This window comes from Streptomyces sp. NPDC101178 (genome assembly GCF_044767965.1).
GTDB lineage: Bacteria > Actinomycetota > Actinomycetes > Streptomycetales > Streptomycetaceae > Streptomyces.
Map to the genome: position 1 here is coordinate 305287 of NZ_JBIWOZ010000008.1, position 12538 is coordinate 317824.

General features: G+C 72.5%; 12 protein-coding genes and 1 tRNA gene. 6 read left to right on the forward strand and 7 right to left on the reverse strand.

Features of this window, described 5'->3' with window-relative positions; genetic code table 11:
- Nucleotides 1–27 precede the first annotated feature (27 nt).
- Nucleotides 28–750: a histidine phosphatase family protein gene (locus ACIRR8_RS23855; RefSeq protein WP_404068206.1), complete on the reverse strand. Its 723-nt coding sequence runs from the start codon at nucleotides 748–750 to the stop codon at nucleotides 28–30.
- 124 nt (nucleotides 751–874) lie between these two features.
- Between ACIRR8_RS23855 and corA the strand changes: the two genes are divergently transcribed.
- Entirely contained in the window at nucleotides 875–1861 is a 987-nt protein-coding gene (corA, locus tag ACIRR8_RS23860) for a magnesium/cobalt transporter CorA (RefSeq protein WP_404068209.1), read from the forward strand.
- Between the two features lie 43 nt (nucleotides 1862–1904).
- Here the strand turns inward: corA and ACIRR8_RS23865 are convergent, their stop codons facing one another.
- Both ACIRR8_RS23865 and ACIRR8_RS23870 read right to left on the reverse strand, forming a co-directional pair.
- The gene (locus ACIRR8_RS23865; protein WP_404068212.1) at nucleotides 1905–2693 is read right to left on the reverse strand and encodes a ferritin-like domain-containing protein; all 789 of its coding nucleotides are present in this window, start codon (nucleotides 2691–2693) and stop codon (nucleotides 1905–1907) included.
- Nucleotides 2694–2928: 235 nt separating this feature from the next.
- On the reverse strand, nucleotides 2929–3978 hold the full coding sequence (locus tag ACIRR8_RS23870) for an LLM class F420-dependent oxidoreductase (protein WP_404068214.1): 1050 nt from the start codon (nucleotides 3976–3978) through the stop codon (nucleotides 2929–2931).
- Nucleotides 3979–4116: 138 nt separating this feature from the next.
- Between ACIRR8_RS23870 and ACIRR8_RS23875 the strand changes: the two genes are divergently transcribed.
- Together ACIRR8_RS23875 and ACIRR8_RS23880 are read left to right on the forward strand one after the other, a co-directional pair.
- Entirely contained in the window at nucleotides 4117–5100 is a 984-nt protein-coding gene (locus tag ACIRR8_RS23875; RefSeq protein WP_404068217.1) for an aldo/keto reductase, read from the forward strand.
- Nucleotides 5097–7490: a helix-hairpin-helix domain-containing protein gene (locus tag ACIRR8_RS23880; RefSeq protein WP_404068220.1), complete on the forward strand. Its 2394-nt coding sequence runs from the start codon at nucleotides 5097–5099 to the stop codon at nucleotides 7488–7490. The genes ACIRR8_RS23875 and ACIRR8_RS23880 overlap by 4 nt, the downstream gene beginning before the upstream one ends.
- A gap of 53 nt (nucleotides 7491–7543) precedes the next feature.
- On the opposite strand, the gene ACIRR8_RS23885 is transcribed toward ACIRR8_RS23880, so the two are convergent.
- Nucleotides 7544–8206 (reverse strand): hypothetical protein, encoded by a 663-nt coding sequence (locus tag ACIRR8_RS23885; protein WP_404068222.1) that lies wholly within the window; start codon nucleotides 8204–8206, stop codon nucleotides 7544–7546.
- Nucleotides 8207–8253: 47 nt separating this feature from the next.
- Between ACIRR8_RS23885 and ACIRR8_RS23890 the strand changes: the two genes are divergently transcribed.
- The gene (locus ACIRR8_RS23890) at nucleotides 8254–8442 is read left to right on the forward strand and encodes a DUF5703 family protein (protein ID WP_003970138.1); all 189 of its coding nucleotides are present in this window, start codon (nucleotides 8254–8256) and stop codon (nucleotides 8440–8442) included.
- 102 nt (nucleotides 8443–8544) lie between these two features.
- On the opposite strand, the gene ACIRR8_RS23895 is transcribed toward ACIRR8_RS23890, so the two are convergent.
- The 3 genes from ACIRR8_RS23895 to ACIRR8_RS23905 all read right to left on the reverse strand — a co-directional run bounded on the left by ACIRR8_RS23895 (nucleotide 8545) and on the right by ACIRR8_RS23905 (nucleotide 11256).
- The gene (locus ACIRR8_RS23895) at nucleotides 8545–9339 is read right to left on the reverse strand and encodes a chaplin (RefSeq protein WP_404068225.1); all 795 of its coding nucleotides are present in this window, start codon (nucleotides 9337–9339) and stop codon (nucleotides 8545–8547) included.
- A 139-nt stretch (nucleotides 9340–9478) separates the two neighbouring features.
- On the reverse strand, nucleotides 9479–9712 hold the full coding sequence (gene chpH / locus ACIRR8_RS23900; protein WP_015607544.1) for a chaplin ChpH: 234 nt from the start codon (nucleotides 9710–9712) through the stop codon (nucleotides 9479–9481).
- A gap of 209 nt (nucleotides 9713–9921) precedes the next feature.
- A complete protein-coding gene (locus ACIRR8_RS23905; RefSeq protein ID WP_404068228.1) occupies nucleotides 9922–11256 on the reverse strand; it encodes a M20/M25/M40 family metallo-hydrolase in 1335 nt (444 codons plus the stop codon).
- A gap of 184 nt (nucleotides 11257–11440) precedes the next feature.
- Here ACIRR8_RS23905 and ACIRR8_RS23910 point away from each other — a divergent pair.
- Nucleotides 11441–11528, forward strand: a tRNA-Leu gene (locus tag ACIRR8_RS23910).
- 62 nt (nucleotides 11529–11590) lie between these two features.
- A complete protein-coding gene (locus ACIRR8_RS23915; protein WP_404068230.1) occupies nucleotides 11591–12529 on the forward strand; it encodes an RluA family pseudouridine synthase in 939 nt (312 codons plus the stop codon).
- Nucleotides 12530–12538: the final 9 nt, after the last annotated feature.

Below are 12538 nucleotides of genomic sequence, written 5' to 3' on the forward strand. Positions count from 1 at the left end.
GCGCGTCCACCCTACTGCCCACGGAGATCACGGCGCGCCCCCGCCGCCCCCGACCGCCGCGTCCGACGTGCCGTCACCCCCGCCGGACGGCACGGCGTCCGCGCCGACGGGCTGTTCGCGGGGTGCCAGCGGGGTGAGGTCGCCGGTGTCGCCGACGCGCAGGAGGAAGGGGCGCAGCCGCGTGTAGCGGATCGCGGTGACCGAGCAGGGGTCGACGTGGATGCGCTGGAAGAGGTCCAGGTGCATGCCGAGCGCGTCGGCGACGAGGGACTTGATGATGTCGCCGTGCGAGCACATCACGTACGTGGCATCCTCGCCGTGCTCCGCCGCGACGCGGTCGTTCCAGTCGCGTACGGCGTCGACGGCGCGGGCCTGCATGGCGCGCATCGACTCGCCGCCGGGGAAGGCGGCGGCGGAGGGGTGCTGCTGGACGACGGACATCAGCGGTTCGTCGGAGAGTTCGGCGAGCTTGCGGCCCGACCAGTCGCCGTAGTCGCACTCGCTGATGCGGTCCTCGGTATGCACGGCCAGCCCGGGACGGGCCTCCAGCAGCGGCTGGAGCGTCTGGCGGCAGCGTTCCAGAGGACTGGTCACGGCGGCGGCGAAGGTGAGCGCGGAGAGCCGTCCGGGCAGGGCGGCGGCCTGTTCGGCGCCGCGCTCGTCGAGGTGGACCCCTGGAGTGCGGCCCGCGAGCACTCCGGCGGTGTTGGCGGTGGAGCGTCCGTGGCGTACGAGGATCAGCGTGGGCATACCGGCCAGGGTAGATGTCCGGCGACGCCGGGTGCGAGGGAGGAGCGACGGGGAAGGAGAGGGCGGTGAACGGCCCCCTGCCCACCTTGTACGTTATGGTCCCTGACCTCCCGAGGATGCCGAAATGATCGTGGACTGTGCCATCTACCAGGACGGCCGCCGGACCGACGGTCCGAGCGACTTCTCCGACGCTCTCGACCGGGCGCGGAAATCCGACGACGCCTTCCTCTGGATCGGGCTGCACGAGCCGACCGAGCAGGAATTCGACCTGGTGCACCACGAGTTCGGACTGCACCCGCTCGCCGTCGAGGACGCGCTGCGCGCGCACCAGCGTCCCAAGCTGGAGGTGTACGACGACTCCCTGTTCGCGGTGGTGAAGCCGGTCGTCTACGAGTCGAACAGCGACACGGTGAGCGCCGATGAGCTGATGATCTTCATCGGTGACTCGTTCGTGGTGACGGTCCGGCACGGCGAGAGCGCTCCGCTGGCGGATGTACGCAGCCGTCTGGAGGCGGACCCGCAGATACTGGCGCACGGGCCGACCGCGGTGCTGTACGCGATCAGCGACGCGGTGGTGGACCACTACATCGACGTGGCCGGTGAGCTCCAGGTGGACCTGGAGGAGCTGGAGACCGAGGTCTTCGCCCCGGCCGCGAGCGGCGACTCCTCGAACACGGCGGCGAGCATCTACACGTTCAAGCGGCAGGTCCTGGAGTTCCGCCGGGCCACCGGCCCGCTGACGGCGCCGATGACCCGGCTCGCCGGCGCCGGGGTGCCGTTCGTCCACCAGGAGGCGCAGCCGTTCTTCCGTGACGTCGCCGACCACCTGACGAGGGTCAACGAGCAGGTGGAGGGGTTGGACCGGCTGCTGTCGGACATCCTCTCGGCCCATCTCGCGCAGATGGGGGTGCGGCAGAACGACGACATGCGCAAGATCTCGGCGTGGGCGGCCATGGCGGCCGTCCCGACGATGGTGGCGGGCATCTACGGCATGAACTTCGACAACATGCCGGAGCTGCACTGGGGGTGGACGTATCCGGCCGTGATCCTGTTCATGACCGTGGCGGTGGTCGGCCTCCACCGCCAGTTCAAGCGGCGTGGATGGCTGTGAGGGTCACGCGCGACCCTTCAGGGTGACGCGTGCGCGGAAGAGGTCACGCGTACTCGGGTTCCGGTACCGGACGGCCGCCGAGGGCGTCGCGGTGCTCGGGCATCTCCAGGCTCACCATGCGCCGCCAGCCGACGAGGCGCTCGTACGCGTACACGGCGTGGATTCCGGCCGCCAGCGCCACGGCCTTGGGGCGCGGCCAGCCCAGCAGCCGGCCCATGTGGTCCATCACCGCGAGGCTGACGTCGCGGTAGACGGCGATCTCCGCCAGGGCGCACTCGCGCATGATCCGCTGGATGGTCCGGCCGTGGCCCTCGCGGGCGAGCCGCAGCAGTTCCTCGTGGCAGTAGGCGAGGTGGTTGTCCTCGTCGTCGGAGATCATCCGCACCGCGCGGCCGATGTCCGGGTGGTCGGCGAAGTACCGCCGCAGCAGCCTCATCTGCTCGGAGGCGCGCTGCTCGGTGATCCTGCTGTGGGCCAGATAGGTGATGATGTCGCGCTCGGTGAGCCGCTCCTCGCCGCGCAGCCGGGAGTGGGCGAGGCCTATGCCCTGCTGCTCCAGGAGCATCGTGTAGTCGGTCTCCGGCGGGATGTCGGCCGGCCGCAGCCCGCGCTTCTTCAGGAGGGCGTTGAAGATCCGGCCGTGCTTGTCCTCGTCGGCGCCGTGCCGGACGATCCTGGGCGCGAGGGAGCGGCGGCTCTCGGGGACCAGTGCGGCGATGCGGGCGTTCTCCCAGCCGCCCTGGGACTCCCCGCTGGCGGCGATGGAGCAGAAGAGCCGGTAGGCCTCGTCGTCGTCCAGGATCTCCTGGAACAGGCTTCGGGCTGAGAGCATGGGGCCACCTCCGTACCGGACCCCGCGGAACGGTCGCCGCGGGGCAGTAGTGCGCAGAGCAGCAGTCAAATGCGCCCGGGAGGAGTCGGCAACCGGAGCAACGGAGGCGGCGGCGAGGGCGCCCCGCGTAACCCTGGGGCGTGCGGCGCGTTGTTCCCTGTGACGGCCGTGGCGGGGAAGACCCCCGAGCCCCCACCACGGCCGTAGTGCTGCTCCCGAAGCCCCTTAAAGGGCGTTACGCGAGTCCGGAGCGCTCCAGGGCGTCCGTACCGGCGCGCAGGGCGGTGATCCGCTCCTCCAGGGTGAAGCCGGCGGGAGCGAGGTTGAGCGTGGTGACCCCGGCGGCGGCGTACGCCTGCATCCGGTCGGCGATCCGCTCGACGGGCCCGAGCAGCGTCGTCTGGTCGATCAGCTGGTGCGGTACGGCGGCGGCCGCGCCGGCCTTGTCGCCGTCCAGGTACTTGTCCTGGATCTCGGCGGCCTCCTTCTCGTACCCCATGCGCTGCGCGAGCTGGTTGTAGAAGTTCTGCTTCCGGCTGCCCATTCCGCCGACGTACAGGGCGGTGTACGGGCGGAACATGTCGGCGAGGCCCTTGACGTCGTCGCCGACGGCGAGCGGCAGCGTCGGGGAGACGTCGAAGCCGTCCATGGTCTCCCCCGCCTTCTCGCGGCCCGCGCGCAGATAGGTGAGCGCGGTCTCCTCCAGGTGCTCGGCGGAGGGGAAGATCAGCAGGGCGCCGTCGGCGATCTCGCCGGTCTGCTCCAGGTTCTTCGGGCCGATCGCGGCGATGTAGAGCGGGATGTGCTCGCGCTCCGGGTGGACGGTGAGCTTGATCGGCTTGCCGGGGCCGCCGGGCAGCGGCAGCGTCCAGTGCTGCCCCTCGTAGGAGAGCCGCTCGCGGGTCATCGCCTTGCGGACGATCTCGACGTACTCACGGGTGCGGGCCAGCGGCTTGTCGAACTTGACGCCGTACCAGCCCTCGGAGACCTGCGGGCCCGAGACGCCGAGGCCGAGCCGGAAGCGGCCGCCGGAGAGCGAGTCGAGGGTGGCGGCGGTCATCGCGGTCATCGCGGGCTGGCGGGCCGGGATCTGCATGATCGCCGAGCCGACGTCGATGGATTCGGTCTGCGCCGCGACCCAGGTCAGCACGGTCGGCGCGTCGGAGCCGTACGCCTCGGCCGCCCAGCAGACGTCGTAGCCGAGGCGATCGGCCTCCTGCGCGACGGCGAGGTTGTCGCCGTCCATGCCCGCGCCCCAGTAGCCGAGATTGATGCCGAGCCGCATAGCCGCTCCCCTTACTGATCAGTAACGTCCCTTCCTCGCGACTCTAGCGCGGGTGGCGGCGATCCGGCAGGCCCGCGCGACCTCACGTTGTCCACAGGCCTGCACCCCGTGGGGCCGTGGCCAGTAATCTCAGCGCCCATGGAGCAGAGGCATCTCGGCCGCACCGGCCTACGCGTGTCCCGGATCGGGCTCGGCACCCTCACCTGGGGCCGGGACACGGACGAGCACGACGCCGCCGACCAGCTCAAGGCCTTCTGGGACGCGGGCGGCACCCTGGTGGACACGGCCGATGTGTACGGGGGCGGCGAGGCCGAATTCCTGCTCGGGCGGCTCGTCGGCAGCCTGGTGCCGCGTGAGGATCTGGTCATCGCCACGAAGGCCGGAAACGTCCCCGACCCCTACCGCCGCTTCAACAGCTCGCGCGGGCACCTGCTGGCCGCGCTGGACGCCTCGCTGGAGCGGCTCGGCACGGATTACGTGGACCTCTGGCAGCTCCACGCCTTCGATTCGGCGACCCCGCTGGAGGAGACGCTCCAGGCGGTGGACCTGGCCGTCTCCTCCGGCCGGGTCCGGTACGCGGGCGTGTCGAACTTCTGCGGCTGGCAGCTGGCCAAGGCCGCCACCTGGCAGCTCGCCGCGCCCGGGGTGCGCACTCGGCTGGCCAGTACGCAGATGGAGTACTCGCTGCTCCAGCGGGGCATCGAGCGCGAGGTGCTGCCCGCAGCGCTGGACCTCGGGATCGGGCTGCTGCCCTCCTCGCCGCTGGGCCGTGGCGTGCTGACCGGCAAGTACCGCCAGGGCACGCCGTCCGACTCCCGGGGCGCCTCCGAGCGGCTCGCCCCGTTCGTCGAGCCGTATCTGGACGACGCGGCGGCCCGGATCACCGACGCGGTGGCGACGGCGGCCGACGGCCTGGCGACGAGCCCGCTGCACGTGGCGCTGGCGTGGGTGCGGGACCGACCCGGGGTCGCCGCGCCGATCGTCGGTGCGCGCAACGCCGGGCAGCTCGCGGAGGCTTTGTCAGTGGAGGCGCTTAGTCTTCCCTACGAGATCTGCCAGGCGCTCGACGATGTGTCGGCGCCCGTGCACCGCTATCCCGACCAGGACTGGAGCACGCTGTGACTGCGCTTCCCGGGGAGACCCCCGGCACGGACACACCGGGGGCCGCCGGGACCCCGGTGGCCACCGACGCCGAGGCCTCCGCGCACGCCGAAGTGCCTGAGGCTGCCGAGGCACCCGACGCTGTTGAGGCTGGGGGGACTGCCGGTGACGGGCCTGCGGAGGCCGGTGGACCCGCTGAGACGGCTGAGACGGCTGAGGAGACCGCTGAGGCCGGTGGGACCGGGCAGACCGACGAAGCGGCGGACGCCGGTGAGGCCGGGCAGGCCGGTGCGGCGGCTGACGCCGGGGCTTCCGGTGGCGGGCAGCAGGCCGGTGAAGCCACGGGTGACGAGGCTGCGGGCGAAGCGCCCGTGGCCGCCGCGCTCTCCGAGGCGCAGGCCGAGCTGGCCGCCCAGCGCGAACTGCGCGAGAAGATCGCGAAGCGCAAGGTGGAGAAGGAAGGCCCCGTCGCCGCGGGCACGAAGCTGAGCGGCACCGCCGCCGACCTGCTCGCGGCCGTACGGGCCGTGGAGAGCGGCGAGAAGGCGGGCGCGGAGTTCTTCGACTCCCCCGCACCGCCACCCGCGCCCCGCCGCGCGACCCCGGCCCCCGCCGGACAGCCGCCCCGCCCCGCGCCCGCCCCGGCCGCACCCGTCGACCGGGCCGCCTCGCCCGAGGCCACGGACGCGGTGCGCGCGGTCCTCGCCGAGGGCGGGGCGCCTGACGCCCTGGTCCGCCCGGCCACCGCGACCCTGGGCGAGCAGGCCGCCGAGCTGCTGCGCGCCGACCCCTGGCAGCTGCTGGCGGTCCCGGGCGTCCGGCCCGAGCAGGCGGACGGCTTCGCCCGTGCCCTGCTGGGCGCCGCGTGCGGCCCGGACGACGGGCGCCGCACGGCGGCCCTGGTCGGCTGGCTGCTGGAGCGCGCCGCCCTCCAGGGCCACACGGCGCTGGACGCCGAGGCGGTTCGGGCGGCGCTCGCCGAGCGTGCGGTGAGCGACCCTGAGGAGGCCGTGCGCGACGCCGTGGAGGAGGGTGTGGCCCTGGTCTTCCAGGAGGGCGCGGACCCCATGGAGTCGGAGGCCGCCGAGGAGCGGGAGCAGGAGGGCGAGGAGGCCGCCGAGGCCCCGGAGCCGGTCCAGGTGCTGCTGGGTCTCGACCGGTACGCGCTGGCCGAGGAGAGCCTCGCCGACGGCCTGGCCCGCCTCATGAACGCCTGCGAGAAGGGCGCCGACTGGACGGAGGCCGCTGCCGCCGCGCCCTCCCCCTCCGCCGCCGAGCTGATCCGTACGGCGGCCACCGCCGGGCTCGTCGCGCACAGCGGCGGCGAGGCGGCCCGGGCCGAGCCCGCCGCCCTGATCGCGGCGGCGCGGGGCATGGGACTGCGGGCCCTGGGCGCCGCCCACAGCGAGGACGGCCGCCGCCGCCTGGCCGAAGCGGTCGGCGCCCCGGACGCGGCGGTCACCCTGGCCGGGCTGCTCTCCGGCGCCGAGGGTTCGGGCCGCGACGAGGACGGGGCGCTCGCGCTCGACCTGCTCGTCGTGCTCGACGCCCCGCAGCTGGACGTGGAGGGCGCGGCCGTCCTCGTCGAGGCGCTGGCGGACGGGACCCGCCTGGTGCTGAGCGGTGACCCCGGTGTGCTGGGTTCGGCGGGTGCCGGGCGGGTCTTCGCGGATGTGCTGGCCGCACGCGCGTGCCCGCAGGTCGTCTCCCGTACGCCGGATCCCGGCCCGATCGGCGAGCTGGTCTCCGGTATCGGCATCGGCGAGCTGAACCAGGTGGAGGCCCCCGGCAAGGAGGTCGTGATCGTCCCGGTCCGCGATGCGGGCGAGGCGGTCCACCGTACGGTGCAGCTCGTCGCGGACTCGGTGCCCCGGGCCTTCTCGATCCCCGCCGCCGACACCCAGGTCATCACCGTGGGCCACGGGGGCGCGGCCGGGACCCGGGTGCTCAACGAGGCTCTGAAGCAGCGGCTCAACCCGGGGCCCGGCCGGTTCGGCGGGTTCGACCCGGGTGACCGCGTGATCCATGTCCCGGCGCCCGGCCGTGCGGTGCCGGGCGTGGTGCGCTCGGCGGACGCGGAAGGGCTGCACCTGGAGTGCGGCGGCGTCCCCGTCGTCGTACCGCAGGAGCGGGTGGAGTCGGCGGTGCGGCACGGCTGGGCGCTCAGTGCCCATCAGGCGGCCGGGATGCGCTGGCCCGCCGCGGTGGTGGTGCTGCCGGGCGACGCGGCGGCGGGGCTGAGCCGGCCGTGGGTCTACACCGCGTTCGGCCGGGGCGAGCGGCATCTGTCCGTGGTGCACGGGGTGGACCAGGCGCTGCCGCACGCGGTGGCGCAGATCCCGGCCCCGGAGCGGACGACCCGGCTCCGCCCGCTGCTGGAGGCCGTTCCGAGACCTGACGCGGCTTCCTGAGGGATGTACGACGGCGGGCCCCGGTGCACTGTGCACCGGGGCCCGCCGTCATGTCATGCGCGGCCGGCCGCCGGCTCGTCGAGCTCCTCGTCCAGCTCTTCCTCGTCGAAGACGGCGCTGACGTCGAAGCGGCACACCACCAGCTCGGGGTCGGCGTCCTCGAAGGGCGTGCCGAGCCACTCCCCCGGCTCCGGGAGGGCCTCCGCGGCCGAGACCCAGAGCGTGGAATCGCCCTCCTCCAGGCCGAACTCCTTGTGCCGGGAGGCGATCTCGTCCGGTTCGTACTCGCCGAAGAGCATGCCGAGCGCGGCATGGACGCTGGTGCCGACCACCGGGGCCGTGGTCCCGTCCGCGCCGGGTCCCGCGTCGATGTCGGCGAGGCGCTGGGCCTGGGCGAGCAGCCGCGGGGGCTCCGCGACCGCGTAGTCGCGCCGGATCAGCACGCTCAGCGCGCTGGGCTCGGCGGGTCCGGCATAGGGCGGCAGGGAGTCGTCCGCGCCGGGGATCTCGAAGGGGGTGACCTCGTCGTAGCGGTCGTAGAGCAGCTCGTCGTAGACCTCGGCCGCAGCGGCCAGTGCGTTGAACGCTTCGTAGACGGCGGGGTCGTCGTCCCCGGTACGGCGTTCGACCGCGTCGAGGTGACGGTCGATCGCGGCTTTGACCGCCTCGGCGGCGGCACGTACCTCGGCAGCGGTGGGCTGCGCAGCATCAGACATAGTGCAGACGCTATCCGTACCGGGCCTCTGCCCGCACAATAGATGCGATGCCGGAATACGAATTTGTCGACGTGTACGTGCCGCGCGGGGTCTCCCGCAAGGAAGCGGCCCGACTCCTGACCGACCACGCCGAGTACGGACACTGGGAGCTGGACCGCCTGACGCTGCGCCGTGACGGCAGCCGCAGGGTGCGGTTGCGCAGACGGATCATCCGTCAGCTCCGAGCCACCTGGTGACAGGGGTGAGCGCCGCCTGAGAACAGGGAACGGGCCCCGCGACCGCGGGGCCCGTCCATGACGCTTCCTGCTGTACTGCTGTACCGGCTGTGCGCGCCAGGGTCAGGCGGCGCTGCGGGAGCGGCGGTAGAGCACCGATCCCAGGCCGGCGAGCAGCAGCCCGGCGCTCGCCGGGATGAGCATCTCCATGCCGCCCGCGCCGGTCTGCGCGAGCTGCTCCTCCGGCTCCAGCTGGGGCTCGGGGACGTTCGGCTCGGGCGGCTGGTTGGCCGGGGGCTCGACCGGCGGGTCGACCGGCGTCTCCGGCGTGACCGGGGGCTTCACCGGCGGCGGCGGGGGCGGCGGCTCGGCGTCGTTGGAGCAGCTGTTGCCGAAGGTCGGGTTCAGCAGCCCGATCACGGAGACGCTGTTGCCGCAGACGTTCACGGGGATGCTGACCGGCGCCTGGATCGCGTTGCCGGAGAGGATGCCGGGCGAGCCCTGGGCGACTCCTTCCGCACTCGCGCCACCGGCCCGGTGACGGCCCGTGCCGGGCTCGCCGTGCCGGTCCGAGGCGGTGGTGTCGCCCGCCTGCGCGGTGTTGCCCGCCTGGGCCGTGTCGCCGGAGCCGCCGCCGATACGGTTCTGCGGTCCGGATCCCTGGCTCGACCCCGCCGACCCGTTCTCGCAGTCGTTGCCGAAGGTCGGGTTGATGAGACCGCCGACGGTGACCGAGTTTCCGCAGACGTTGACCGGGATGTCGATCGGGACCGAGACCGAGTTGCCGGACAGTACGCCCGGCGAGCCGGTGGCCGTGGAGGCCGCTCCGGCGTCGGCGTGGGCATAGCCGCCGCTGAGCGCGAGGACCCCGCCCGCCGCCGCCATGGTGATCAGGCCTTTACGAGTGACCTGTCGCATAGGTTTGTTTCCTGCCTTCTGCCTTCCGAAAAACCCCCGGACATGACCGTGCGGGAGCCGAATGCCGAACGGTCCCGGAGTGCATGGCACGCACTCCGGGACCGACCGAGCTCAAGCCCTTACGGGCTGACGCCCAACGTCACGCGTTGACGCAGGTGTTGCCGAAGGCGGGGTTCAGCAGCCCGATCACGGAGACCGTGTTGCCGCACAGGTTGATCGGCACGTGGACCGGGACCTGGACGACGTTGCCGGAGAGCACGCCGGGGCTGCCGATGGCCGCACCCTGGGCGCCCGCGTCGGCGGAAGCCATGCCCGCACCCGCGAGAACGAGGCCACCGGTGGCAGCCGCAACTGCGACGACCTTCTTGATCATGATTCCTCCTAGTTGGAAAGTGCGGTCCCAGCCGCGGACCGCAAACCTTGTAACGAGGAGGACGGGGCGGGGCTACGCGTGAACGGCGCGTTTCACCCTTTCGGTCACGTACGCACAGGCGGTCGAATTGCGCCCGGACCCGGTCGGCGGTTCGTACGGGCCCGGGTCACCGTCCGTCCGCAACCCGTCGGCGTTGCGTACGGGTACGGTCAGCTGTGGTCGATGAACCGGTCGAGCACCCGCACGCCGAACTGCAGACCGTCCACCGGGACGCGCTCGTCGACGCCGTGGAACATCCCGGCGAAGTCCAGCTCCGGCGGCAGCTTCAGCGGGGCGAAGCCGAAGCCGCGGATACCCAGGTCGTCGAAGGACTTGGCGTCGGTGCCGGCCGAGAGCATGTACGGCACGGCCCGGGCGATCGGGTCCTCGGCGACCAGCGCGGTCTGCATGGCGTCGACCAGCGCGCCGTCGAACGTGGTCTCCAGCGCCTTGTCCGCGTGCACGTCCTCGCGCCGCACGTTGGGGCCGAGGATCCGGTCCAGGTCGGCGAGGAACTCCTCCTCGTAACCCGGCAGGTACCGGCCGTCGACATGGGCGGTGGCCTGGCCCGGGATGACGTTGACCTTGTAGCCGGCGCCGAGCTGGGTCGGATTGGCGGTGTTCTGGAGGGAGGCGCCGATCAGCTTGGCGATGCCGCCGAGCTTGGCGAGCGTCTCGTCCATGTTCTCCGGGTCCAGCTCGGTGCCGAGCGCGTCCGAGAGCTCGTCCAGGAAGTGCCGCAGCGTCTTGGTGACCCGCACCGGGAATTTGTGCCGCCCCAGCCGCCCGACCGCCTCGGACAGCTCCGTGATGGCGTTGTCCTTGTGGATCATCGAGCCGTGCCCGGCGGTGCCGTCCACGGTGAGCTTCATCCAGTGCATGCCCTTCTGGGCCGTCTCCACCAGATACAGCCGCAGGTTCTCGTTGACGGTGAAGGAGAAGCCGCCGACCTCGCTGATCGCCTCGGTGACGCCCTCGAAGAGCCCCGGGTGGTTGTCGACCAGGTAGCGGGCCCCGTACGTACCGCCCGCCTCCTCGTCCGCGAGGAAGGCCAGCACGATGTCGCGCGGGGGCTTGCGGCCGGTACGCATCCGCTCCCGTACGACCGCGAGGGTCATCGCGTCCATGTCCTTCATGTCGACGGCGCCCCGGCCCCAGACGCAGCCGTCCGCGATCTCGCCGGAGAACGGGTCGTGCGTCCAGTCCGCCGCGTTGGCGGGGACCACGTCGGTGTGGCCGTGGATGAGCAGCGCGGGCCGGGAGGGGTCCTCGCCCTCGATCCGGGCGACGGTGGAGGCGCGCCCCTTGTGCGACTCGAAGATCTGCGGCTCCAGACCCACCTCGGCCAGCTTCTCCGCCACGTACTCGGCGGCCAGCCGCTCACCGGGGCCGGAGTGGTCGCCGTAGTTGCTGGTGTCGATCCGGATCAGGTCGCGACAGAGGTCCACGACCTCCTTCTCGGCGTTGCCGCCGCCGACGGCCTTGCCCGTGCTGCTCTCGCTCACGCTGCTTCCTTCCGCTGTCACTCTGGTGCTCCCCTCCCATCCTCCCGCGCCCAGGGCCCACACCCAAGGCCGTGCACCGCCCGTCACGCACCGTTCACAGCCATCGGGGCGTGATCGAGCACCCTCGAATGTTTGCTATGGTTTTCCACGTCGGAACGGGCACGGCCCGCGAGACAGACACCTTGTCCGGGTGGCGGAATGGCAGACGCGCTAGCTTGAGGTGCTAGTGCCCTTTATCGGGCGTGGGGGTTCAAGTCCCCCCTCGGACACCAGCAGGAGCCCCACTTCGGTGGGGCTCTTTTGCGTCACCGGGTCAGAGCGGGAAGGGGCGGGGATGAGGGGCCGCAGGAAGGCGTCGGCCGGGCCTCTCCCCCAGCGGGACGGGATCGATGCCGTACGGGTGCGGCTGCCGGAGGATCCGGACGGGCTCCGGACGAGCATCGGTGCGTATCTGGCGGGACGGTTCGGTGGGGCGATCGGGGCCGCGCGAGTGGCGGAGATGCTCGACGCGGGGCGGTTCGTGGGGGCCGACGGGACCGCCGTACGGAGTGACGAGCCGTACACCGCCGGGCGGAGCCTCTGGTTCCACCGGGACTTCGCGGCCGAGGAGCCGGTGCCCTTTCCCATCGGGGTCGTGTACCGGGACGCGCATCTCGTGGTCGCGGACAAGCCGCACTTCCTCGCCACCACGCCTCGGGGCCGGCACATCACGGAGACCGCGGTGGCGCGGCTGCGGCGGGAGCTGGGGATGCCGGCGCTCCAGCCCGCGCACCGGCTGGACCGGCTGACGGCGGGGCTCGTGCTCTTCGTGGTGCGGCCGGAGGAGCGGGGCGCGTACCAGACGCTGTTCCGGGACCGGCTGGTGGACAAGGAGTACGAGGCGGTGGCCCCGTACGACCCTTCGGTGGCCCTGCCCCGGACCGTACGCAGCCGGATCGTGAAGGAGCGCGGGGTGCTCGCCGCCCGGGAGGAGCCGGGTGAGGCGAACAGTGAGAGCCGGGTGGAGCTGGTGGAGGCGCGCGGTGGACTGGGCCTGTACCGGCTGGTGCCCGCCACCGGGCGGACGCATCAGCTGCGGGTCCACATGAACGCGCTGGGCGTGCCGATCGTCCATGATCCGCTGTATCCGGTGGTGGAGCCGGAGGGGGCCGTGGAGGACTTCTCGAAGCCGTTGCAGTTGCTGGCGCGGCGGCTGGAGTTCACCGATCCGGTCAGCGGGGAGCCGCGCCGCTTCGAGAGCGGACTGCGGCTCTCCGCATGGCCGGACCGGTGACGTACGCGG